Here is a 23,268-nt window from a genome sequence, read left to right on the forward strand (position 1 = left end):
CGCCAACAAACGACCCAGGAGAAAGGCCCCCCTTTTTCCAGGCGCCGATCTCCAAATCGGCCCAGCGTCTGCTCCATCATGTCCTCCCGCTCTCAAGGACATCGAATCAGACCAAAACCACATGGCAACCACGATGTGTGAATGCTGTAGCCTTGTGGGAGAGGGAGGGGCCCATTGCGCAACAATGGGAGGGTGAGGGGGAGTAGCGGGGCGGTCGTTGCGTTGGGGGTCGCGCCGCGACCCGCTCTGCGGCGAAGGGCCGCAGAGCCCCCTCATCCGGCGCTTCGCGCCACCCGTTTTGTCGCGTGCCGGGTCAATCATGCCCCCGGCATGATTGAGAAATGCTCCGGGGGAGCATTTCGACCCGTCACGCGCCAAAACGCCCACAAGGGGAGAAGGATTTTCCTCCATCCCCCTCCCGATGTCGAAGGGGTAGTGATAAGGACCCGGCCATGCTTGAAATGCGCCCCGACTGCGAACGCTGCGGCGCCGACCTGCCGGCCGATGCCGGCGGCGCGTTCATCTGTTCGTTCGAATGCACCTTCTGCGCCGAATGCGCCGAGGGGTTCGACGATCGCTGCCCCAATTGCGGCGGCGAGCTGACCGACCGCCCGACGCGCGTCGGCAGCGCGCTGCAACGCCACCCCGCTGCGACGGGGCGCAAGTTCGCCAGCTGATGGATACCCCGCGCATCCTGATCATCGCCGGCTCGGATTCGGGCGGCGGCGCCGGCATTCAGGCCGACATCAAAACCGTGACGATGCTCGGCGGCCACGCCATGACCGCGATCACGGCGATCACCGCGCAAAACACGCTCGGCGTGCAGGCGGTAATGCCGGTGCCGGCCGACATGGTCATCGCGCAGATCGATTCGGTGGTGAGCGACATCGGCGTCGACGCGGTCAAGATCGGCATGATCGGCTCGGCGGAAACGGCGCATGCCGTGGCGGAGCGGCTGGAGGGGCTGTCGGTGCCGATCGTGTTCGATCCGGTGATGGTCGCGACGAGTGGCGATGCGCTGGCCGACGCGGCGACGATCGACGCGTTCACGCGGTTGATGAAGCTGGCGACCGTCACAACGCCGAACCCCGACGAACTGGCGGTACTTTCGGGTAGCAGCGACGATTCGGATCTCGGCATATTTGACGCAGCTGGTGAGCTTGCTGAGCGATATCACACGGCGATTCTCGCTACCGGCACGCTAATCGCCGGCGGGACTACATACCAACTGACCCCCGAAGGGCATTCGCCCCAGACATCGACCGATTGCTTTCTTTACGATCGCCTGTTCTGTTTCGACGCGAAAGCCGGATTCTCGCAGTGGGAATGGCCAGGGCGGATCATCGAGACTCGGCATTCGCACGGCACCGGCTGTACGCTCGCTTCGGCGATCGCCACCTATCTCGCACGCGGTGCGTCGCTTGACGCGGCGGTGGTCGGCGCGCGCCAGTTCGTGCGGATGGCGCTCAAGGACGCACCCGGGCTTGGCGGCGGACACGGCCCGATGGGGCACCAGAAGGTCCGGCTCGATCTCGGCCCCGGCGCGCGCTTCAACCAGGTGACGATCGGCATGACCGATTATGCCGCGTCGCGCGATTTCTACGCGCTGCTCGGGCTCAAGCAGATCGTCGGCACCGATGACGCGCATTATGCCCGCTTCGAGGCAGCGGGCGGTGCGACGCTGTCGATCGAACAGGATGCACGGCCGACCCTGTTCTTCGAGTGCGAGGATCTCGACGCGGAGGTCGCGCGGTTGCAGGAAGCGGGCGTGACCTTCACGCAACTTCCGACCGAACAGGAATGGCTGTGGCGCGAGGCACGGCTGAACGATCCCGCCGGCAATGCCATCTGCCTCTACCAGGCCGACGAAAATCGCCGCTTCCCGCCCTGGCGGCTGGCATGACCGGGCCGTCGCTGCGCCACGAAAAGCTCTGCCTCGCCCCCGTCGCCGGGGTCGATGAGGCGGGGCGCGGGCCGCTGGCCGGGCCGGTCGTTGCGGCGGCGGTGATCCTGCCGGCGCGCGGCGTGCCGCGCGGCATCAACGATTCGAAGAAGCTCTCGGCCGCCGAACGGCTGCGCCTGCACGATCGGCTGCGCGACTGTGCGATTATCGGCATCGGCATCGTCGAGGCCGACGAGATCGACCGGCTCAACATCTATTGGGCGACGATGAAGGCGATGGAGCTGGCGGTCGAGGCGCTGGGCTGTGCCCCGGGCCATGTGCTGGTCGACGGCAACCGCCTGCCGCGCTGGGGCCATGCCGCCACTGCGATCGTCAAGGGCGATACGATCAGCCTGTCGATCGCCGCCGCGTCGATCGTCGCCAAGCACACCCGCGACACGATCATGATCGCCCACGCCGAATCACATCCGCATTATGGCTGGCACTCCAACAAGGGCTATGGCGCGCCCGATCATCTGCGTGCGTTGCGCGAATATGGCCCGTGCCCGCTGCACCGCCGATCCTTCGCGCCGGTCGCGCAAGCTTCTCTGCCGTTCTGAGTCTTTTGCGCCACACACCATGTTTGGTGCCTGTGGATAAGTCGGGACTCAACATCTGGGCAGCGTCCTAAAATGTTCCGCTTTGTTAACGATTTCTTAGGGATTCCCGTTAACTAAGTTCTTCTTGACCGGAGTCCGCACATTCTCCTTGGATGCGCATAACGAACGCGGGGACGGGACTGATGGGGCTTATTGAAACGATTTCGCGCGCCGACGCGCCGGTGGCCGAAGCGCCACGGGCGACGTTGCCGCTCGACACGATCATCATGCAGGATTGCATCACCGCGATGCGTTCGCTGCCGGCCAAGTCGGTCGACATGATCTTCGCCGACCCGCCCTACAACCTCCAGCTCGGCGGCGATCTCAGCCGGCCCGACGGCAGCCATGTCGATGCCGTGACCGACGACTGGGACAAGTTCGACAGCCTCGCCATCTACGACGCCTTCACCCGCGCCTGGCTGACCGAGGCGCGCCGCATCCTCAAGGACAATGGCGCGATCTGGGTGATCGGCAGCTATCACAACATCTTCAAGGTCGGCTCGGCGATCCAGGATCTCGGCTACTGGATCCTCAACGACATCGTCTGGCGCAAGGCCAACCCGATGCCCAATTTCAAGGGCACGCGCTTCACCAATGCGCATGAGACGTTGATCTGGGCGTCGATGGGTGAAAAGGCGCGCTACACCTTCAACTATCGCAGCATGAAGACGCTGAACGACGAGCTGCAGATGCGCTCCGACTGGGAATTCCCGATCTGCGGCGGGCAGGAGCGGCTCAAGAAGGACGGCGTGAAGGTCCACCCGACGCAGAAGCCCGAGGCGCTGATCTACCGTATCCTGCTCGCCTGCACCAAGCCGGGCGACGTGGTGCTCGACCCGTTCTTCGGCACCGGCACGACCGGCGCGGTGGCCAAGCGGCTCGGCCGGCGCTGGATCGGCATCGAGCGCGAGCAGGGTTATGTGTCGGCGGCGCGCGAGCGCATCGACGCCGCGCTGCCGCTCGACGAATCCGCGCTGACCACGATGCAGTCGCCCAAGGCCGCGCCGCGCGTCGCCTTCGGCACGATCGTCGAGAACGGCATGTTGGCGGCGGGCGCGGTGCTGACCGACGCCAAGCGCCGCTTTCGCATCACGGTGCGCGCCGACGGTTCGGTGCTCAGCGAATGCGGCCAGACCGGCTCGATCCACAAGCTCGGCTCGGTGCTGCAGAACGCGCCGGCGTGCAACGGCTGGACCTTCTGGCACCATGAGACGCCCGACGGCCTCAAGCCGATCGACACGCTGCGCCAGACCTATCTGCTCGCGACGCAGCCATAAACATTCTACCTTTCCCGACGGAGGCCAGGATCGAGTGACGCATCGATCCTTGATCGAGCGGTTCGCTTCGTTACAGCGGCCGCTCCAACTGGGCCCCGGCCTTCGCCGGGGAAGGGCATAAGGAGTAGCGCCATTGTCCCTCCACCTCCGCCCGATCCAGTTCGTCGACACCCCTGTCGGGCGCGATGGCGCGGTCGCGCGGCTGGCCGGCGGGATGCTGTGGTTCGCCGCCTATGAGGTGATCGAGGGCGATGCGCGCCGCACCGTCGCGATCGCCGATTTCGAACAGGCGCTTGGCGGCAACGCCCGCGCCGCCGCGCTCCACGCCGTGATCACCGCGCCGCGCCCGGCGCTGACGCTCGGCGAGCGCACGCTGCGCTTCGACCAGCCACAGGTCGCCGGCATCCTCAACGTCACCCCCGACAGTTTCTCCGACGGCGGCAAGCTGGAGAACGAGCCCGCCGCCGCGGCCGCGGCCGGCGTGGCGATGGCGGCGGCGGGTGCCGCGCTGATCGATGTCGGCGGTGAATCGACCCGCCCCAATGCGCCTTTGGTGTGGGAAGGCGACGAGGCCAAGCGCGTCGTGCCGGTGATCGAGCGCCTCGCCGCCGCCGGGACCCTGGTCTCGATCGACACGCGCAAGGCGATGGTGATGGAAGCCGCGCTCGGCGCCGGCGCGCGGATCGTCAACGACGTGTCGGCGCTGCTGTGGGACGAGCGCGCGACGGGCGTCGTCGCGCAGGCCGGCTGCCCGGTGATCCTGATGCACTCGCCCGACCCGAAAAAGGGCCCGCATGGCGGGGGTGGTTACGGCCATGTGCTGACCGAGGTGTTCGATTGGCTGGAGGCGCGCATTGCTGCGGCCGTCGCGGCGGGGATCGAGCGGTCGCGGATCATGGTCGATCCCGGCATCGGCTTCGGCAAGTCGCTCGCCGACAATCTCGCGCTGATCAACGGCCTCGCGCTGTTCCATGGTCTCGGCTGCCCGATCATGCTCGGCGCCAGCCGCAAGCGCATGATCGGCGCGCTGTCCAACGAGGCCCCCGCCGCCGCCCGCCTCGGCGGCTCGCTCGCGCTGGCGATGAAGGGCGTCGAGGCCGGCGTGCAACTGCTCCGCGTCCACGACGTGGCCGAGACGGTGCAGGCGATCCATGTCTGGCGCGGCCTGCGCGACCAGGCGCTGGTCGGGCGGTAGCGGGGAGGCGCATGATGATGCGGAAGATACTCACCGGATTTCTGGCGCTGTTCGGATTTGCGGACGGCTCTTCCGCGCAGAAGGTTCAGCTGGTCGATCCGAACACGATTCTGGCGTCGATCTCGACGATTTCGGACGATGCCGCGCCCGTTGTCGAGGCGGGCAAGATCGGGCCGACGGATCTGGTTTTCCATGAAGACGATTGGCGACAGATCGAGTTCTTCCCGGCCAGCCGTCGATCCGAAATCGAAGCGAAGCTGACGGAACTGGTTGCTTTCGAGAAGCAGCACCGCAGCGGCGCCTATTGGGACAAGATTTACGTGCGGAAGCTGCACGCGCAGCCGGTCTTGCCCGGCGCTGGCGCCGTCGGGACGATCGCCGCCGCACTGGGCGTTCAGCCGCACGCGGCACCGGTTTTGTTCTATGAGGAGCATGCGGTTGTCGGCCGCGTCGCGAACGGTTTTTCGCTGCCGCTCGGCCGTAGCGTCGCGCTTTATGGCTTCCATGATTCCACCGGCATCCCTGTGCTTGGTGCGAGCGTACAGGCGGGGTCGGACGACATGGCCCTGTCGCGGGCGTTCGCGAAGCTCAACGCCAGCCACCACCTGATCATGGTCGATTGGCGAGGTCATATGCTGCTGACGGGCGTCGCGCCCGACGGCAATTTCGAGGTCTGGCAGCCATGAGTGGCCGGTTCGGCTGACACCCACGTTCAGGTGCTCGCGGATATGCGGCTACCGGCGAGGCGCCGGCCGCCGCCCGGCTCGGGGGCTCGCTCGCGCTGGCGATGAAGGGTGTCGAGGCGTGTGCAACGGCGCCGCGCCGATGATGTGGCGGAGACGGTGCAAGCGATCCATGTCTGGCGAGGGTTGCGCGACCAGGCGCTCGTGAGGCGATAATCGCCGCGCGACTAGAAAAGTCGGCCAGTTACAGTGTGTAACCGCCGTCGCTGACCAGCACCGTCCCGGTGATCAGCGCCGCTGCCTCCGACAGCAGGAAGGCGATTTGCCCGGCGATTTCCTCGGGCTTGGCGTAGCGGCCGAGCGGGGTCGCCATGGCGGCGAGTTCGGCAAAGGCGGCGTTACGGCCGATCGCCGCGGCGCGCTCGGCGAACATCGGCACCGCGTCCCACACCGGCGTCTCGACGCCGGCCGGGGCGATGGCGTTGACGCGGATCCGGTCCGCCGCGCCTTCCTTCGCCGCGACCTTGACGAGGTGGATCAGCGCCGCCTTCGACGCGCCATAGGCGGCGACGCCCGGTTCGGGCTTGATCCCCGCCGCCGACGACGTCGCGACGATGCTGCCGCCGCGGCCGGCCATGGCGCGCAACGCCGCGCGCATCGTCAGGAAGGCGCCGTCGAGATTGACCGAGAGGATGCGGCGCCACTCGGCAAAGGCGAGCTCCGCGACCGGGCTGGCGCCCGCGACACCGGCATTGATCACGGCATGGTCGAGCCTCGCCAAACGCGGTGCGAGGTCGTCCCACAGCGCCTCGGCGGTGACGTCGCCGGCAATCCGCTCGACCGTGCAGATAAAGGCCAGCGTTTCGAGCGCGGTCGCATCGCGGTCGACCAGCACCAGCCGCCCCGCGCCTTGCGCGTCGAGATGCCGCGCGACCGCCAGGCCGATGCCCGACGCCGCGCCGGTGATCAGGATCGTCTTGCCGGTAAAGTCGCTCATCGCCGCCTGTTAGCGGCCGATGGGCGCAGCGTCACGCTGGCGCGCCGGACCCCTGACAAAATTCGGACGGCTCAGGCCGCGGCGTTGTCGATGCCGAGTTCGCCGAGCTTGCGGTAGAGCGTCGAGCGGCCGATGCCGAGGCGGCGCGCGACTTCGGTCATGCGGCCGCGATAATGGCCGATGGCGAGGCGGATGACGTCGGCCTCGATCTCGTCGAGCGCGCGCAGATTGCCGTCGGCGTGGAACAGCGTGACGCCGCCCGAGGTCGCCATCGGCGTCGGGCCAGGCACGCTGTGGCGCGCGGCGCCGAGCGCGGCGATCTGCGGGAAGTCGGCACTGGTCAGTGCGGCGCCGTCGCACAGCACGGCAGCGCGGAACAGCGCGTTCTGCAGCTGGCGGACATTGCCGGGCCAGTCATATTTGCCGAGCAGCGCCAGCGCGTCGTCGGTGATACCGAGCGGCCGCAGCCCGGGCTGCTGCGCGATCCGGGCGAGCAGATGGCGGGCGAGCGCGGGGATGTCGCCGGCGCGCTCGCGCAAGGGCGGGATCGTCACCTGGACGACGTTGAGGCGGTAATAGAGATCCTCGCGGAAGCGCCCGCCCTCGACCTCGTCGATCAGCCTTTTGTTGGTCGCGGCGATGACGCGGACATCGACCTCGCGGACATGGCGCGCGCCGACCGGCTGAATCTCGCCCGATTGCAGCACGCGCAGCAGTTTGACCTGCGTCTCGAGCGGCATTTCGCCGACCTCGTCGAGGAACAGGGTGCCGCCATCGGCTTCGGCGAAGCGGCCGATCTTGCGCTCGAATGCGCCGGTGAAGGCGCCCTTTTCGTGCCCGAACAGCTCGCTCTCGACGAGATTGGCGGGGATCGCGCCGCAATTGACCGCGATCATCGGCTTCTTGTTGCGCGGGGAAGCGGCATGGATCGCCTCGGCGACGACTTCCTTGCCGACGCCGCTCTCGCCCTCGAGCAGCACGGGGACACGCGCGCGCGCCGCCTTGGCGGCAATCGCCAGCGCCGAGCGGAAATCGGGCGCCGAGCCGACGATCTCGTCGAAGGCGAGCAAGGCGGGGATCTTCTCGGTCAGCGGGCGCAGCTCGCCTGCGGCCTTGCCGGCGACAGCCGCGTCGAGCGCGCCGAGCAGACGTTCGGCGGCGAGCGGCTTGACGAGAAAGTCGGTCGCGCCGGCACGCATCGCGGCGACGGCCTGGGCGACCGAGCCGTTGGCGGTGAGCATCAGCAGCGGCAGCGCCGGGCGGCGCGCGCGAATCTCGTTGATCAGCGGGGTGGCGTCGGCCTCGGGTGCCCAATGGTCGAGCAGGATCGCGTCGAGCTGCATCCCGTCCTGCGTGCCGAGCATGGCGATCGCCATCTCGCCATCGGCGGCGAACACCGATCGCCAGCCGCGCCGTGCGGCGATCGCGGCGACGAGTCGGCGCTGCGCCGGCTCCTCGTCGATCAGCATCAATAGGCGCTGTCCGTTGCGCGTCATGGCGGCGTTTCCCGTCGTCAGATTCAGGTCCAGCGAGTAACCATAGCCATTAGGTGTAAAAGCGGCCTTAAGCGCCCCAACACGGGACGGACGGGACGGGACTTGAAGGAACCGGCCCGACCGGGCTAAGGCCATGGCGGAGCAGGGGCGTATCAAGGGGTTTCACGATGGCCGGCAACGGTGACATGAAAGCACACGAATCGACCTATCATGGCGTGATAGGGTTGCTGAAATATGGCGCGGTCGCCAGTTTCGTGATCGCCTTCGCGGTGATCTGGCTGATATCGCATAAGTAGCGCTGGCATGAAGATCGCCGTCCTCAAGGAACAAGCCGAGGGCGAGCGTCGCGTCGCCGCCACGCCGGAAACGGTCAAGAAGTTCATCGCGCTCGGCGCGACCATGGCTGTCGAGCGCGGCGCCGGGGCAGGCGCGTCCTGCGCCGATGCGGATTATGAAGCCGCCGGTGCCACGCTCGGCACGCGGGCCGAAACGTTGAACGGTGCGGACATCATGCTCGGCGTGCAGGGTCCCGATCCGGCGACCCTGACAGGCATGGTGGCGGGCGCCTGGCTGGTCGCCGGGCTCAATCCGTTCGGCGAGCGCGCGCGCGTCGATGCCTATGCCAAGGCCGGGCTCGAGGCGCTGGCGATGGAATTCATGCCGCGCATCACGCGCGCCCAGTCGATGGACATATTGTCGTCGCAGTCGAACCTCGCCGGCTACAAGGCGGTGCTCGACGCGGCGGCCGAATATGGCCGCGCCTTCCCGATGATGATGACCGCTGCCGGCACCGTCTCGGCGGCGCGGGTGTTCGTGATGGGCGTCGGCGTGGCCGGCCTCCAGGCGATCGCCACCGCGCGACGGCTCGGCGCGCAGGTCTCGGCGACCGATGTGCGCTCGGCCACCAAGGAACAGATCCAATCATTGGGCGCCAAGCCGATCTTCGTCGAGAATGTCGCGGGCATCGAGGGCGAGGGCTCGGGCGGTTATGCCGGCGAGATGAGCCCGGAATATCAGAAGGCACAGGCCGAACTGGTGTCGGGGCATATCGCCAAGCAGGACATCGTTATCACCACCGCGCTGATCCCGGGGCGCCCGGCGCCGCGGCTGATCTCGGCGGCGCAGGTCGCCAGCATGAAACCGGGCAGCGTGATCGTCGATCTCGCGGTCGAGCAGGGCGGCAATGTCGAGGGCGCGGTCGCCGGCGAGGTCGTCACCGTCTCGGGCGTGAAGATCGTCGGCCATCGCAATGTCGCGGGCCGGCTCGCGGCCGATGCGTCGGCGCTGTTCTCGCGCAACCTGTATAATTTCCTGTCGACCTTCTGGGACAAGGAAAGCGGCAAGCCGGTGCTAGACGAAGAGATCGGGGATGCGGTGCGGCTGACCAGGGATGGGGCCGTCGTGAATGCGAGGCTGCTGGGCTGATGCGGCGCCTGGCGCTGCTGCCGCTGCTCCTGGCACTGCTTGGTGCGGCGCCCCCGCTCCGCACGGCGAGCTGGGTTGTGGTTGGCGAGCAGGCGGCACAGACCGAGGGGCGGGTGAAAAGCACTGCGTCGGTCGTCTTCGCGCACCTCGTGCCGAAGACCAGCTATCGCCTATCGGACGATGTCGTCGGCAGCGATGGCGTCGTCGTGGCGCCAAAAGGCAGCTTATTGATCCTGACCGATGGCGATGATCATGCGGCCTGCGTAACGGGCGGCGCCTATCGTGGCAGAAGCGCCTGCTTTATTGATTCGGATGGCGACCATAGCTTCGATCGCTATTTCTACGTTCACACCCAAAGCGCCTATTTCTTTCAGTCATTGGGCGACGAAGGCGCGGTCGCGACGATAGGCGCACCAGCGCGGTATGAGGAAGCCACTTCGGATCAGCCGACACTCGAGGTGCGGTTGCAGGAGATGTCTACCGGCGGTCTGGTCATGCCCGCCCGGTTCGCCCTGTGCTTCGATGGCAGTCCGAGCAAGAATTTTCTCGGGCGCGACACGACACCGACCTTTTGTTCGACACAGGAGATCAGCCTGCGCGCATCGGTGCTCCCGGTTCATGTAGATCTGCATGGCGGCAGCATCACCTTTCTGCGCAAGAGCGGCGGCGCCTATATCGTGCAGGTCGTTTCACCGCCGGCCCGCTCGGTCTTTTAGGTCGGTTTCGGCCTTAACTAGGAAGCAAGCATGGACTTCATCTCGATCCTGTCGATCTTCGTCATGGCCTGCTTCGTGGGCTATTACGTCGTTTGGTCGGTCACGCCGGCGCTGCACACGCCGCTCATGGCGGTGACCAATGCGATCTCGTCGGTGATCATCGTCGGCGCGCTGATCGCTTCGGCGGCGATCGGGCTCGGCGGGACGGGGGCGACCTCGAAATGGCTCGGGCTGCTCGCGGTGGTGCTGGCCAGCGTCAATATCTTCGGCGGCTTCGCGGTGACCGCGCGGATGTTGGCGATGTACAAGAAGAAAGATCGGCCCGCCGCGGCCAAGCATTGATTTCGTCACCCCGGACATGTCCGGGGTCCACGCATCCACTTGCGCTTGTGGCGCGGTGGACCCCGGAACAAGTCCGGGGTGACGGTTGGGGATAAGGTATGGAACATTCGATTGCGGTGAATCCCTGGGCGTCGCTCGCCTATCTTATCGCGGGCGTGTGCTTCATCCTCGCGTTGCGCGGGCTTTCGAGCCCGACATCGAGCCAGCGCGGCAATCGTTTCGGCATGATCGGGATGACCATCGCGGTCGTGACGACGCTGATTACGCATGTCCCGCGCCTCGACCCGTCGACGATCGATACGCTGACGGTGATCGAGATCGTCGTCGCGATCGGCATCGGCGCGGCGATCGGCCTCGTTACCGCGCGGCGCATCGCGATGACCGACATGCCGCAGCTCGTCGCCGCCTTCCACTCGCTGGTCGGCCTCGCGGCGGTGCTGGTGGCGTGCGCCGCGTTCCTCAATCCGGCTGCGTTCGGCATCGTCGACGAAGCGGGTCAGATCCTTACCGTCAGCCGGATCGAGATGGGGCTCGGCGTCGCGATCGGCGCGATCACCTTCTCGGGGTCGGTCATCGCCTTCCTCAAATTGAACGGCAATATGGGCGGCAAGCCGATCATGCTGCCGGGCCGCCACGTGATCAATCTCGCGGTGCTTGCCGGGATTCTCGGCCTGATCGGCTATTTCACCCAGGACCAGGCGCCATGGATCTTCTGGACCGTGACGTTGCTCAGCTTCGCGATCGGCTTCCTGCTGATCATCCCGATCGGCGGGGCGGACATGCCGGTCGTGGTGTCGATGCTCAACAGCTATTCGGGCTGGGCGGCGGCGGCGATGGGCTTCACGCTGCACAACACCGCGATGATCATCACCGGCGCGCTGGTCGGGTCGTCGGGTGCGATCCTGAGCTACATCATGTGCCGCGCGATGAACCGCAGCTTCATCTCGGTGATCGCCGGCGGTTTTGGCGGCGACAGTGCCGGCGGCGCGGCGGCGGCGGCGAGCGACCGGCCGTGGAAGCGCGGCTCGGCCGAGGATGCCGCCTTCCTGATGAGCCAGGCCGAGCAGGTCATCATCGTCCCCGGCTACGGCATGGCGGTCGCCCAGGCGCAGCATGTGCTGCGCGAAATGGCCGACAAGCTCAAGGAACAGGGCGTGAAGGTGAAATACGCCATCCACCCCGTCGCGGGCCGCATGCCGGGGCACATGAACGTGCTGCTCGCCGAAGCCAATGTGCCTTATGACGAGGTGTTCGAGCTCGAGGACATCAACAGCGAATTCGCGCAGACCGATGTCGCCTTCGTCATCGGGGCCAACGACGTGACCAATCCGGCGGCCAAGACCGACAAGTCCTCGCCGATCTACGGCATGCCGATTCTTGACGTCGAAAAGGCCAAGACGGTGCTGTTCGTCAAGCGCAGCATGGGCGGCGTCGGCTATGCCGGCGTCGATAACGACGTGTTCTATATGGACAATACCATGATGCTGCTTGCCGACGCCAAGAAAATGGTGGAAGAGATCGTCAAGTCGCTGGGGTAGCGACGTAAAATGGGGGGCGGCCATGCTAACGTTCGGATCGATCATCAATGGCGCCTTTCGCCATTTTCGCGAGCGGCCGCTGGCGGTGCTCGGCTGGAGCGCCGTCTACACCGTCATCATGTTTGCCTATACGCTGGTCATGATGCCGACCATGGCACGGCAGATGGCCGGCATGCAGAACGGTGCCCCCCCCCCGGGGCTTGGTATGTTGGGCATGCTGCTGCCGTTCTATCTCATCATCCTGGTGATCACGCTGGTACTGATCGCCGCGTCGTTGCGCACCATCCTGCGCCCCGGCGAAGATAGCGTGCTCGGACTGCGCCTCGGCATGGATGAGTTGAGGCTTCTCGGATTGTTCGTCATCCTGGGCATCGGCTTTTTCATCGTTGCGGTGGTTGGCGCCCTGATCGTCGCGGCGATCGGTGGAGTGTTCGCGATGGCGCTCGGCGGTTCGCGCGGCGGCGTCGGATTGGCGGTGGTTCCCCTGCTCATCTTGGCATTTTACTGCGCGCTGGTCTTCCTGATGGTGCGTCTGTCACTGGTCTCCGCGCTGACCATTTCGCGCCGCAAGATCATCATCGGGGAATCCTGGCGGCTGACCAAGGGCCATTTCTGGCGCCTGTTTGGCGCTTATTTCGTGCTCGGCGTGATGCTGTTCATTCTTTATATGGTGGTCCTGACCTTCACCATGGGTCCGGTGTTGGCGCAGGCTTTCTCGCACGGATTCTCGCAGCAGGCGATACAGGCGTTCAGCCAGCTGCAGATGCAGAGTCAGCTCGGCGGGTTGAGCTTGCTGACGATCCTGTCGGCAATCGGCAACGGGCTGCTGGTGGGACTCAGCTATGCGATCTGGGGTGGCGCCGCCGCGACCGCGGCGCAGGATCTGATCGGCACCACCGATGTCGATCTGGTCGAAACCTTCGCCTGATCGCACCCCGCCCTTGCCCCCGGGGCCGCGATTTGGCATCGGCCGTGGCGGAGGGCGCTTAGCTCAGCTGGTAGAGCGGCTCGTTTACACCGAGTAGGCCGGCGGTTCGAACCCGTCAGCGCCCACCATAACCGGCCCGCGCGCCTTGCGCGGCGCCGGGGGTGACGCGGCCCCGGCCGATCGGATAGGAGCGCGCGATGCGCCTCAGCTTCATCAAATGCCACGGGTCGGGCAACGATTTCCCGCTGATCGATGCGCGTGGCCTCGCGGTCGATGCGGGGGACTGGCCGGGGATCGCCCGCGCGCTGGCCGATCGGCGCGGGCCGGTCGGCGGCGATGGCCTGTTGCTGCTGACCGACGGCGACGCGGACTGCGCCTTCGGCATGCGGATGTTCAACAGCGACGGCAGCGAGGCGGAAACCTGCCTCAACGGCCTGCGCTGCGTCGCGCGGCTCGGTTTCGAACGGCTCGGCATCGACGCGGCGATGGTGCGCCTCAGGACGACGCGCGCGGCGGTGACCCGCGACCCGGCGATCGCCCAAGGCGTGGTGACGATCCGCGAAACCGCCGGCCCGGCCGATCTCGATGCCGCGGCATGGATATCCGGCCTCGACGGCACGCAGCTGATCGATCGGCCGCTTGCCGGGCTGCCGACGTCGCGCCGCTTCACCGCTGTCGCCATGCCCAATCCGCACCTCGTGGCGTTCGTCGATCGGATCGACGAGGCCGAACTGGTCGCGATCGGCAAAGTCTGCGAAGCCGCACCGGCATGGTTGCCGGGGCGGGCCAATGTCTCGTTCGTCGAGCGGCGCGGCCCGACCATGCTGTTCGTGCGAACCTTCGAGCGCGGTGTCGGGCTGACCGACAGCTGCGGCAGCGCGATGGCCGCCTCGGCCTATGCCGCGTGCCTAGCGGGACATGTGCCATTCGAGGCGACGCTTACCATCCTCAACAAGGGCGGTCTGGTGCGTGCCGAGGCCGGGCGCGACGGCATGGTCAGCCTGTCGGGCAATGCGACTTTCGAATGGGAGGGCTCGGCCGAGATCGACGCGGCGCGGGGAATCGCCGGCGCGCTGGAGATTGCCAGCCATCACAATGACGAGATTGCCGCCTGGTCCCATCTCGCAGACGCGGCAAGCCAGGGTATCGCGTAGTTCCGCCGAATCGCGGATTGCGACATGGCCGGGGCCGAATCGTCCCATATCGAGGCGCCGGGACACAGCGCGGGCGGCAGGGCGCGGCGCAACCGCCGAATCGTGCTGGTCGCCGCGCCGTTTCACGCGCGCGCTGCATGTCGCCCCGTCCGGATGCGGACACGGCCAATTTGCCGAATTGTGCGCTATCACCCTATCAACAAACCTAATTTGTACCGGCGGATGGCCGGTGGTGGCGCGGGGAGAGCGTCGCAAAACGTCCGCCATGGCGCCGCCTGGGAGCGGAGGGGCCGGCACCGACGGTCGACCGAGAGCGACGGCACCAGGCCATCGGCGATGGCGGCAACCGGTCGGCGTTCGCGAAACGGCTGTTGTCGCGCTGCGGCAAACGCCGGAAATTGCTCAATCTGTTGCGCATCGGCAACAGCCCCGGGAATTTGTGCGCTTGCGCGGAAACCAAGCAGCGGGTAGGGAGTTTGCGCTGTCCGAGTGACAACGACGAAAGGGGAATTTTATGCGGAAGCTTGCGGTTGCTATGGCGCTTGCCTCCACCGCTCTCGCCACACCAGCCCTCGCCCGCGACAACGCGTGGTATGTGGGTGCCGAAGGTGGCGCGATGATTGTGGAAGACATCCACTTCGATATCGGCGCATTGAAAGATGCCGGTGTCGTCGATCACCACTACGGCTACGACGTCGACGGGACGATCGGTTACGATTTCGGCATGTTCCGCCTGGAAGCTGAAGTCGGTTACAAGAGCGCGACGGTCGACGCCTATCGCTCGACCACGACCACGCCGATCAAGCTGTCCAGCGGCGCGAACAACAACCAGGGTCCTGGCACGTTCAGCTATGCTGGCGGTCGCACCACGGCGCTGAGCTTCATGGTCAACGGCCTCGTCGATTTCGGCGATGACAACGGCATCCAGGGTTTCGTCGGCGGTGGTGTCGGTGTCGCCCGGGTGAAGGAGAGCAGGTACGCGCTGAACGCCTTCGGCCCGTTCCTCGACGATTCGGACTCGGTGTTCGCCTATCAGGGCATGGCCGGTGTTCGCGCGCCGCTCAGCGCGCATCTCGATGCAACGCTGAAGTATCGCTTCTTCACCGCACGCAACGTCAAGACGGTGGACGTGTCGGGTCGGACCATCAACGGTCAGTTCCGCACGCACAGCATCCTCGGTGGCCTGACCTACAACTTCGGCGAACCGCCGGCACCGCCGCCGCCGCCGCCGCCGCCGCCGCCGCCTCCCCCGCCGCCCCCGCCTCCGCCGCCGCCGACGCCGGTGGTGCAGTGCACGCCGGGACCGTTCATCGTGTTCTTCGAGTGGGACAAGTCGGACGTCACGCCAGAGGCAGCGTCGATCCTCGACAACGCCGTCGCGCAGTACGCCAATTGCGGCAATGCGCAGGTCATGATCGCCGGCTTCACCGATCGTTCGGGTACGCCGAAGTACAATGTCGGCCTGTCGCAGCGTCGCGCTGACGCCGTGAAGGGCTACCTTGGTGCTCACTCGATCCCCGAGACCGTGATGACCACCCAGGCATTCGGCGAGGACCCCGCTCACCTGCGCGTCCAGACCGCCGATGGCGTTCGCGAAGTGCAGAACCGTCGTGTCGAACTGATGTACGGCCCGGGTTCGGGCAACTAAGTTCGATCCTTCGGGACGAAAAGATCAGGGGGGCCGGTTCGCCGGTCCCCCTTTTCCTTGCCTGCTGCAGACGTGCGAATCGGTCCGCCGAAGGGCTGACAAGCGGCGGCGTGTTCGGTAGAGCGCGGCATCTCCGGCGCGGCACCTCGCTCCGCGCCGCCATCTTCGAGGGTGAAACACCGTTATGCGCATCACGATGATCGGCTCGGGCTATGTCGGCCTGGTATCAGGCGCATGCTTCTCCGATTTCGGCCATGACGTGATCTGCGTCGACAAGGACGAAGGCAAGATCGCCGCACTCGAAGCGGGGCGCATGCCGATCTACGAGCCCGGTCTCGATACGCTGGTCGCGACCAACGTCGCGGCCGGTCGCCTGAAATTCACCACCGACCTGAAGGCCGCGGTTGCCGGGGCCGATGCGGTGTTCATCGCCGTCGGTACGCCGTCGCGGCGCGGCGATGGCCATGCCGATCTGAGCTATGTCTTTGCCGCAACGCGCGAGATCGCCGAGGCGATCGATGGGCCGGTGGTGGTCGTGACAAAGTCCACGGTTCCCGTCGGCACCGGCGACAAGGTCGAGGAGATCCTGAGCGAGCTGGCCGGGGACTTCCCGATCGCGGTCGTCTCCAATCCCGAATTCCTGCGCGAGGGCGCGGCGATCGGCGACTTCAAGCGCCCCGACCGGATCGTCATCGGCACCGAAGATGCGCGCGCCCAGCAGGTGATGCGCGACATCTACCGCCCGCTCTATCTCAACGAGAGTCCGATCCTGTTCACCGGGCGGCGCACGTCGGAACTGATCAAATACGCCGCCAACGCCTTCCTCGCGACCAAGATCACCTTCATCAACGAGATCGCTGATCTGTGTGAGGCGGTCGGCGCGAATGTGCAGGACGTGTCACGCGGCATCGGCCTCGACAACCGTATCGGATCCAAATTCCTCCATGCCGGCCCCGGCTATGGCGGGTCGTGCTTCCCCAAGGACACGCTCGCGCTGCTCAAGACCGCCGAGGATTATGAGACGCCGGTGCGCATCGTCGAGGCGGTGGTTCAGGTCAACGACAACCGCAAGCGCGCCATGGGGCGCAAGGTGATCAAGGCGCTGGGCGGCGATGGTGCCAATGGCGCGAAGGGCAAGACCGTCGCTGTGCTCGGCCTGACCTTCAAGCCCAATACCGACGACATGCGCGACGCGCCGAGCCTCGCGATCATCCAGAGCCTGCTCGACGCCGGCGTCAAGGTGCGCGCGCATGATCCGGAAGGCATGGAGATCGCCCGCGGCATGATGCCCGAGGTGAGCTATTGCCGCGACGCCTATGATGCGGCGGAGGGTGCCGATGCAGTGGCGATCGTCACCGAATGGGATATCTATCGCGCGCTCGACCTCAAGCGGCTGGCGGGCGTGATGACCGGCAACGCGATGATCGATCTGCGCAACGTCTATCCCCCGGCCGACGCGGCGCGCGCCGGCTTCGCCTATTCGTCGATCGGGCGGTGAGGTGAAGCCACCGATGTCCCGGTGGTTTAAGATTATTTGTTCGCGCAGAGGCGCAGAGGAGAAAGTCTCACCTGGCCGGCCTTGCCTTCGCCTAACGAGATTGAGTTCACGCGAAGGCGCGAAGGCGCCGGGATCGGAAGAAGGCGGCCGTGACCGCCAAGCGCTGGCACAGACCTCTTTCTCCGCGCCTCTGCGCCTCTGCGCGAACTATTCTTCTTCCTCAGGCTGAAGCGAGCGCGGCCTCGAGCCAGGCCGGGCGCAGGGCGTCGCCGAGATTCTCGACGCGGCGTAGCTCAACCATGAGGCCGAGATCGGGGTAGCTGATGCGCGTGCGATCGCCAGCGTCACCCAGTGGTGCCACCACCAGCCGCCGGTTGACCTTGGCGCGGTGGTGCATCCGGGCGGTATTCTCCTGCCCGACATAACAACCCTTGGTGAAGCTGACGCCGCCCAGTTCGTCGGCATTGGCTTCGAGCCACAGCGTCTCGCCATCGCCCAGTTCGGCGCGGCCCTCGGTGACGCCGAGCGCGAGGCGATGTTCGCGCCAGCCCGTTGCCGCCTCGCCGGCGTCACCCAGCCAGCGCCGGCCCAGCGCCGGCAATCGCGGATCGGGCAGACCTTCACTGCCATCGGGTGCCCAATGCACGCCACCCGGCACGGCCTCGATCGTGATCGGCCGGCGCAGGCGGTACATCGCCAGGCGTCGCGCCAGCGCCTCGGCTGCTTCGGTCGCGCAGTCGATCAGCAAGGCGTCGCCATCGGGCCAGACGATGAAATCGAACAGCGCCTTGCCCTGCGGGCTGAGCAGCCCGGCCCAGACGGGCAGGGCCCCCCGCATGTCGCTGGTCACCAGCCCCTGGAGGAAGCCGCGCGGATCGTCGCCGGCGATGCGGAGCAGTGTGCGGTCGGAAAGCCATGTACCCATTGCCCCTAGGTAGTGGCGCGCAGCCGCAACGGCAATTAAGGCGGGGCACATGACCGAACGCCTCGTGATCCGCCGCCCCGATGATTGGCACGTCCACCTCCGCGATGGGGCGATGCTGGAGCATGTCGCGGCCTATACCGCGCGCCAGTTCGCGCGCGCGATCGTCATGCCCAACCTCGCGCCGCCGGTGACGACCAGCGCGGCGGCGGCGGCCTATCGCGGCCGGATCATCGCCGCGCTGCCGCCCGGCACCGATTTCACCCCGCTGATGACGCTCTATCTCACCGACGACATCGATCCCGACGAGATCGTGCGCGGCGCGGGCGAGGGCGTGGTGACGGCGTGCAAGCTCTACCCGGCGCACGCCACGACCAATGCCGCGCATGGCGTCACCGACATCGCGCGCATCGCGGCGGCGCTCGAGGCGATGCAGCGGATCGGCATGCCGCTACTGATCCATGGCGAGGTGACCGATCGCGACGTCGACATCTTCGATCGCGAGGCGGTGTTCATCGAACGCGTGCTGGCGCCGCTGACGCGCGATTTTCCGGCGCTGAAAGTGGTGTTCGAACATATCACCACCGCCGAGGCGGCAGCGTTCGTCGCCGAGGGCGGGCCGAACATCGCCGCGACGATTACCCCGCAGCATCTCCAGATCAACCGCAATGCGATGTTCGACGGCGGGCTGCGGCCGCATGCCTATTGTCTGCCCGTCGCCAAGCGCGAGGTGCACCGCCGGGCGGTACGCGCCGCCGCGACCTCGGGATCGCCGCGTTTCTTTCTCGGCACCGACAGCGCGCCGCATAGTGCCGCGCGCAAGGAAGCGGCGTGCGGTTGCGCCGGCATCTTCAATGCGCCGTTCGCGCTGGAGAGCTATGCCGCGGTGTTCGCAGAGGATGGCGTGCTCGACCGGCTCGAAGGCTTTGCGTCCGAGCATGGCCCGCGCTTCTACGGACTGCCGCTCAATGAAGGCACGGTGACGCTCGAGCGGGTGCCGGTCGCGGTGCCCGACCATATTCCCGCGGGCGACGACACGCTGGTGCCGTTCCATGCCGGCGAGCAGCTGGCGTGGCGCATCGCGGGGTAGCGACGGCTCAGTCCTTGTCGGTGAAGCGCTTGACCTTGACGGGCAGGTCCTTGCCCTTGGTGCGGCGCGACGGGATCTGCACCGGGTGCTTCTTCTTCCACGCGGCGAAGGTCATCGGGCCGTCGGGCGTGTCGATCATCAGGTCGTCGGTCGAATCGGACATGGGTCTGGGCTCCTCGGCCGGCCATCATTAAAGCGCGGGCGCCGCAGGCGAAGCCTGCGTCGTCGGTCGCGGCGATGCCGCGCCGGCCGGGCTTGCGCGAATCAGGCGGTCGTGGCCGCCTGCGCGCGGCGCCCTAGAACGGTAGCACCTTGCCCTTGTGGCTGAACTTCATATAGCCGAGATTGACCCCCTGGCGCCAACCCACGCCGAGCCGGATCGGGATCAGCACGATATTGCCGCGCCGCAAATAGGTCGCCGCAAAGCCACCGACGACGTAGAGTCGGCCTTCGCCGGACGGGAAGCGCCGGAACAGCTCCTCGCTGTCGTAGAGATTATAGACCAGCACGAACACCTTGCTGGCGTCGCCGCCCAGGTCGAAGCCGACCGAGGGGCCGGTCCAGTGCACCGGCATCGGGCCTTCGACCTTGTGATACATCGTGCCCGATCCATAGCGCAGCCCCAGCACGATCGCGCCGCCCGCCTCGCGCCCGGCGATATAGGCGTTGGGCTCGCCCTGGTCCTTCAGCGTGCGTTCGAGAATGCCGGCAAGGCCCGCCGCGCCCTTGCCGAACGTGCCTTCGGCGGCGGAGAGAATTTCCTCCCGCTTGAAGGTCGTCGCCGTCGCGGCCTCGCGATTGGCCTCGCTGCGGGCGGTGGGGGCATCGCCCGGTGCGCCGGGCGCGACCTGATCGGCGGGCGGCTGGGACGATAGCGGCTGGCCGGGGTCGGGCTGCGGCGCACTGCTCTGCTCGGGCTGCGCGGGATAGGACGGTGCCGGGGTGGCCGGCGCCGTCTGCGGGCGATTGATGTCGTTGTCGATCGCCTGGTTGGGATCGATCGTGCGGACCTGCGCCACGCCCGGGCCGGCAAGACCGAGCGCCAGTGCGGCGGCCAATAACGTCAATGCCTTGCGCATGATAACCTTCCCCGCCTGCGTCGATAGGCCATCCTAGCGCCGTGCCGGCTTGCCCCGCAATGAACGGCGCGACGAGGCGAGTCGATTGCGCGGCGAAACCATCGCAACAGCGCGGTTGATCGCCGCGACCGCCCCGGCTATAGCCGCACCTCGCTGCAGCCGGAGACGTGGGTGAGTGGCTGAAACCAGCGGTTTGCTAAACCGCCGTAGGGGGATTACTCCTACCGAGGGTTCGAATCCCTCCGTCTCCGCCAGCGGCCGCTTTCGCCGCCCGCCTTTCACGCAGCCGCCAGCCGATAACTGATCGGGCGACGCATGCGCTCGCTCAGCGCGATCCCGGCCTGACATAGGCGTGATAGACCTTGTCGAGCGCGCGGCTGACGATCGCGCGCTCCTCGTCGTCGAGCATGGCAAGGCCGGCTTTCTCGGTCACCGAAAGATGCTCGAACAACCGGTCAAGTTCGATTTTGCCGGCGTCGGTAATGTCGAGATGATTGCGGCGGCGGTCGGTGGTCGAGCGGGTGCGCGTCACCCAGCCGCGTCGTTCGAGATCGTCAACCAGCGGCACGACGGCCGACTTGTCGAGCCCGACTTCCTCGCTCAGCACCGCCTGCGACACGCCGGGGTTGCTGGCGATGATCTCCAGCGCGCTGAACATGCCGGCGCGCATTCCCCAGTCACGCGTCTTGGCGCTGAAATCGCGCGACAGCTGATTCTGCACGCGGCGCAGCCGAAAGCCGAGAAAGCTGCCCAGCCGGCCAAGGGAGATGCCGGTGACGTCGTCGGAAGTTGTGTCGTCCAAGGCCAATCCGTTTGATGTCCGTTCGCAGGTAGGGGCTACAAGAGAAGCGCCGGATCGGCAATTCGTGCGGCCAACAAAATAGTTGATGACACACATCATTATATCTGCAAACTGATTATGCCCATGCAACGGCGTGGGCGGGAGGATCGCTTGGACGACGAACCGCAGGAAGATCGGCGACCCTCAGCGATACGCCGCCTGTTGCTGGCGACGGGATCGGCCGCGCTGCTGCTCGCCATGGCGGCGGACGCGCTGGCGGTGCTCGGGCGCCATGCCGGCTTTGCGGTCAACGGGGCGATTGAAATCTTCCAGGTCTGCGCTGTCGTCGCGCTGTCATCCGCCATCCTCATCGCGACGCTCGATCGCCGCCATGCCGCTGTCGACCTGTTGCTCCTGCGGGCCGCGCCCCACGCCCGGGTCTGGCTCGATCGGCTCGCGGCCGTCGCGAGCGCGATGGCGTTCGGGCTGGTGGCGCTCGGTTCGATCTGGGTCGCGCTCGACCTGTGGTCGACCCATGAGATGACCGAGCAGCTCGGCATCCCGCTGCGTGGTTTCCGGCTTTACTGGATCGCGTGCTGCGTCGTGGTGACGTTGTTCTTCCTGCGCGCGGCGCTCCGCAGGAAGCGCGCATGAGTCCGGCCGAAATCACCGGCATCATCGGTTTCGTGCTGCTGCTGGCGATGCTGCTCGGCGGCATCCCGATCGGCGCGGCGCTGGCGCTGGTCGGCATTGGCGGGCTGGCGATCGTGCTGTCGCCCGAGGCGGCGCTGATCAAATCGGGCGTGATCGCCTTCGACACGCTGTCGCGCTACGAACTCGGCGTGTTGCCGCTGTTCATGCTGATGGCGCAATTGTGCTTCGCCGCCGGCGCGAGCAGCGATTTCTTCGACATGGCGGCGCGTTTCGTCGGTCATCGCCGCGGCGGGCTGGCGATGGCGTCGATCGGCGGCTGTGCCGGCTTCGGGGCGATCAGCGGTTCGAGCCTCGCCACGGTCGCGACGGTCAGTGCCGTGGCGCTGCCCGAGATGCGCCGCCAGGGCTATCATTCCGGTTTCGCGGCGGGCGCGCTCGCCGCCGGCGGCACGCTCGGCTCGCTCACCCCGCCGAGCGGCGCGCTGATCGTCTATGGGATCATCGCCGAGCAATCGATCGGCAAGCTGTTCGGCGCGGCGATCGTGCCCGTCGTCACCCAGGCGCTGCTCTACATCTTCGTCATCTGGGCGATGTGCCGCTGGCGGCCCGAGCTCGGCCCGGCCGGCCCGCGCGTCGGCTGGGGCGAGCGCGTCCGCTCGCTGCGCCATGTCGCCGATCTCGCCTTGCTCATCCTGTTCGTGATCGGCGGGCTGGTGGTCGGCTGGTTCACCCCGACCGAGGCCGCCTCGGTCGGTTGCGTCGGCGCCTTCGCGATCCTGGCCTGGCGGCGGCGGATGACGCGCGCGCGCGTTGCCGGGGCGTTGCTCGAAACGCTCAAGACCACGGGCATGATCTATACGATCGTGATCGGCGCGCTGCTGTTCAGCACCTTCGTCAGCGTCACCGGGATTACCGAGCATCTCAGCGCGCTGGTCCGTGCGGCCGGCGCGGCGCCGGTGCTGGCGGTGGTGATCATGGCGGTCGTGCTGCTCGTGCTGGGCTCGTTTCTCGACGGGCTTGCGCTGATGCTGCTGATGACGCCGATCCTGCTGCCGATCGTCGGCACGCTCGGGCTGAGCCCGGTATGGTTCGGCATCTTCCTGGTCCGAACGATGGAGATCGGTTTCGTGCATCCCCCGCTCGGCTTCAACGTCTATGTCATCCATGCCGGCGCGCGCGACATTCCGGTCGGGCGGATCTTTCGCGGCATCGTGCCGTTCCTCGTCGCCGATTTCTTCCACCTCGCGGTGTTGATCGCCTTTCCGGCGCTCGCGCTGTGGCTGCCGCAATTGCAGGGGCATTGA

The 23,268-nt window shown here is 66.8% G+C and carries 24 protein-coding genes, 2 tRNA genes and 1 pseudogene; 21 read left to right on the forward strand and 6 right to left on the reverse strand.

Annotation, left to right across the window (positions count from 1 at the left end; all coding sequences use genetic code 11):
- The first annotated feature begins 452 nt into the window (after positions 1 to 452).
- From U1839_RS00005 to U1839_RS00035, 7 genes and pseudogenes are all read left to right on the forward strand, one after another.
- Positions 453 to 677: a DUF1272 domain-containing protein gene (locus U1839_RS00005; RefSeq protein WP_332801620.1), complete on the forward strand. Its 225-nt coding sequence runs from the start codon at positions 453 to 455 to the stop codon at positions 675 to 677.
- Positions 677 to 1,903, forward strand: coding sequence for a bifunctional hydroxymethylpyrimidine kinase/phosphomethylpyrimidine kinase (gene thiD / locus U1839_RS00010; protein ID WP_332801621.1), 1,227 nt, complete (start codon positions 677 to 679; stop codon positions 1,901 to 1,903). Before U1839_RS00005 ends, thiD begins: the two co-directional genes overlap by 1 nt.
- A complete protein-coding gene (rnhB, locus tag U1839_RS00015; protein ID WP_332801622.1) occupies positions 1,900 to 2,502 on the forward strand; it encodes a ribonuclease HII in 603 nt (200 codons plus the stop codon). The genes thiD and rnhB overlap by 4 nt, the downstream gene beginning before the upstream one ends.
- 182 nt (positions 2,503 to 2,684) lie before the next feature.
- On the forward strand, positions 2,685 to 3,818 hold the full coding sequence (locus tag U1839_RS00020) for a site-specific DNA-methyltransferase (protein WP_332801623.1): 1,134 nt from the start codon (positions 2,685 to 2,687) through the stop codon (positions 3,816 to 3,818).
- Positions 3,819 to 3,951: 133 nt separating this feature from the next.
- Positions 3,952 to 5,013 (forward strand): dihydropteroate synthase, encoded by a 1,062-nt coding sequence (gene folP, locus U1839_RS00025; protein ID WP_332801624.1) that lies wholly within the window; start codon positions 3,952 to 3,954, stop codon positions 5,011 to 5,013.
- Positions 5,014 to 5,024: 11 nt separating this feature from the next.
- On the forward strand, positions 5,025 to 5,699 hold the full coding sequence (locus U1839_RS00030; RefSeq protein ID WP_332801625.1) for a hypothetical protein: 675 nt from the start codon (positions 5,025 to 5,027) through the stop codon (positions 5,697 to 5,699).
- A 44-nt stretch (positions 5,700 to 5,743) separates the two neighbouring features.
- A pseudogene (locus tag U1839_RS00035) lies at positions 5,744 to 5,912 on the forward strand (dihydropteroate synthase); the annotation flags it as partial.
- A 28-nt stretch (positions 5,913 to 5,940) separates the two neighbouring features.
- On the opposite strand, the gene U1839_RS00040 reads toward U1839_RS00035, so the two are convergent.
- Positions 5,941 to 6,693, reverse strand: a complete 753-nt coding sequence (locus tag U1839_RS00040) for an SDR family NAD(P)-dependent oxidoreductase (protein WP_332801626.1) — start codon at positions 6,691 to 6,693, stop codon at positions 5,941 to 5,943.
- Between the two features lie 71 nt (positions 6,694 to 6,764).
- A complete protein-coding gene (locus U1839_RS00045) occupies positions 6,765 to 8,189 on the reverse strand; it encodes a sigma-54-dependent transcriptional regulator (RefSeq protein WP_332801627.1) in 1,425 nt (474 codons plus the stop codon).
- A gap of 167 nt (positions 8,190 to 8,356) precedes the next feature.
- Here U1839_RS00045 and U1839_RS00050 point away from each other — a divergent pair, with 167 nt between their 5' ends.
- The 10 genes from U1839_RS00050 to U1839_RS00095 all read left to right on the forward strand — a co-directional run bounded on the left by U1839_RS00050 (position 8,357) and on the right by U1839_RS00095 (position 17,438).
- Entirely contained in the window at positions 8,357 to 8,485 is a 129-nt protein-coding gene (locus tag U1839_RS00050) for an aa3-type cytochrome c oxidase subunit IV (protein WP_332801628.1), read from the forward strand.
- A 7-nt stretch (positions 8,486 to 8,492) separates the two neighbouring features.
- Positions 8,493 to 9,614, forward strand: a complete 1,122-nt coding sequence (locus U1839_RS00055) for an NAD(P) transhydrogenase subunit alpha (RefSeq protein WP_332801629.1) — start codon at positions 8,493 to 8,495, stop codon at positions 9,612 to 9,614.
- Positions 9,614 to 10,330: a hypothetical protein gene (locus U1839_RS00060; RefSeq protein ID WP_332801630.1), complete on the forward strand. Its 717-nt coding sequence runs from the start codon at positions 9,614 to 9,616 to the stop codon at positions 10,328 to 10,330. The genes U1839_RS00055 and U1839_RS00060 overlap by 1 nt, the downstream gene beginning before the upstream one ends.
- A gap of 30 nt (positions 10,331 to 10,360) precedes the next feature.
- Positions 10,361 to 10,672: a proton-translocating transhydrogenase family protein gene (locus tag U1839_RS00065; RefSeq protein WP_332801631.1), complete on the forward strand. Its 312-nt coding sequence runs from the start codon at positions 10,361 to 10,363 to the stop codon at positions 10,670 to 10,672.
- A 98-nt stretch (positions 10,673 to 10,770) separates the two neighbouring features.
- Entirely contained in the window at positions 10,771 to 12,210 is a 1,440-nt protein-coding gene (locus U1839_RS00070; RefSeq protein WP_332801632.1) for an NAD(P)(+) transhydrogenase (Re/Si-specific) subunit beta, read from the forward strand.
- A 22-nt stretch (positions 12,211 to 12,232) separates the two neighbouring features.
- Positions 12,233 to 13,138: a hypothetical protein gene (locus U1839_RS00075; protein WP_332801633.1), complete on the forward strand. Its 906-nt coding sequence runs from the start codon at positions 12,233 to 12,235 to the stop codon at positions 13,136 to 13,138.
- Positions 13,139 to 13,190: 52 nt separating this feature from the next.
- Positions 13,191 to 13,266 (forward strand) — tRNA-Val (locus U1839_RS00080).
- A gap of 69 nt (positions 13,267 to 13,335) precedes the next feature.
- Positions 13,336 to 14,292: a diaminopimelate epimerase gene (gene dapF / locus U1839_RS00085; RefSeq protein WP_332801634.1), complete on the forward strand. Its 957-nt coding sequence runs from the start codon at positions 13,336 to 13,338 to the stop codon at positions 14,290 to 14,292.
- Positions 14,293 to 14,806: 514 nt separating this feature from the next.
- Entirely contained in the window at positions 14,807 to 15,940 is a 1,134-nt protein-coding gene (locus U1839_RS00090) for an OmpA family protein (protein WP_332801635.1), read from the forward strand.
- Positions 15,941 to 16,124: 184 nt separating this feature from the next.
- A complete protein-coding gene (locus U1839_RS00095; protein WP_332801636.1) occupies positions 16,125 to 17,438 on the forward strand; it encodes a UDP-glucose dehydrogenase family protein in 1,314 nt (437 codons plus the stop codon).
- Positions 17,439 to 17,658: 220 nt separating this feature from the next.
- Here the strand turns inward: U1839_RS00095 and ygfZ are convergent, their stop codons facing one another.
- The gene (gene ygfZ, locus U1839_RS00100; RefSeq protein WP_332801637.1) at positions 17,659 to 18,363 is read right to left on the reverse strand and encodes a CAF17-like 4Fe-4S cluster assembly/insertion protein YgfZ; all 705 of its coding nucleotides are present in this window, start codon (positions 18,361 to 18,363) and stop codon (positions 17,659 to 17,661) included.
- A 49-nt stretch (positions 18,364 to 18,412) separates the two neighbouring features.
- Between ygfZ and pyrC the strand changes: the two genes are divergently transcribed.
- Positions 18,413 to 19,450 (forward strand): dihydroorotase, encoded by a 1,038-nt coding sequence (gene pyrC, locus U1839_RS00105; RefSeq protein ID WP_332801638.1) that lies wholly within the window; start codon positions 18,413 to 18,415, stop codon positions 19,448 to 19,450.
- A gap of 7 nt (positions 19,451 to 19,457) precedes the next feature.
- On the opposite strand, the gene U1839_RS00110 is transcribed toward pyrC, so the two are convergent.
- On the reverse strand, positions 19,458 to 19,613 hold the full coding sequence (locus U1839_RS00110; RefSeq protein WP_332801639.1) for a hypothetical protein: 156 nt from the start codon (positions 19,611 to 19,613) through the stop codon (positions 19,458 to 19,460).
- Between the two features lie 133 nt (positions 19,614 to 19,746).
- Positions 19,747 to 20,529, reverse strand: a complete 783-nt coding sequence (locus U1839_RS00115) for a DUF1134 domain-containing protein (protein ID WP_332801640.1) — start codon at positions 20,527 to 20,529, stop codon at positions 19,747 to 19,749.
- A gap of 161 nt (positions 20,530 to 20,690) precedes the next feature.
- On the opposite strand from U1839_RS00115, the gene U1839_RS00120 reads away from it, so the two are divergent.
- Positions 20,691 to 20,783 (forward strand) — tRNA-Ser (locus U1839_RS00120).
- 71 nt (positions 20,784 to 20,854) lie between these two features.
- On the opposite strand, the gene U1839_RS00125 is transcribed toward U1839_RS00120, so the two are convergent.
- Complete coding sequence (locus tag U1839_RS00125) at positions 20,855 to 21,331, reverse strand: MarR family winged helix-turn-helix transcriptional regulator (protein ID WP_281128218.1); 477 nt, start codon at positions 21,329 to 21,331, stop codon at positions 20,855 to 20,857.
- A gap of 150 nt (positions 21,332 to 21,481) precedes the next feature.
- Here U1839_RS00125 and U1839_RS00130 point away from each other — a divergent pair, with 150 nt between their 5' ends.
- A complete protein-coding gene (locus U1839_RS00130; protein WP_332801641.1) occupies positions 21,482 to 21,964 on the forward strand; it encodes a TRAP transporter small permease in 483 nt (160 codons plus the stop codon).
- On the forward strand, positions 21,961 to 23,268 hold the full coding sequence (locus tag U1839_RS00135; RefSeq protein WP_332801642.1) for a TRAP transporter large permease: 1,308 nt from the start codon (positions 21,961 to 21,963) through the stop codon (positions 23,266 to 23,268). The genes U1839_RS00130 and U1839_RS00135 overlap by 4 nt, the downstream gene beginning before the upstream one ends.

Origin of the sequence: Parasphingomonas halimpatiens, from assembly GCF_036663795.1 — a bacterium.
Taxonomy (GTDB): Bacteria; Pseudomonadota; Alphaproteobacteria; order Sphingomonadales; family Sphingomonadaceae; genus Sphingomonas.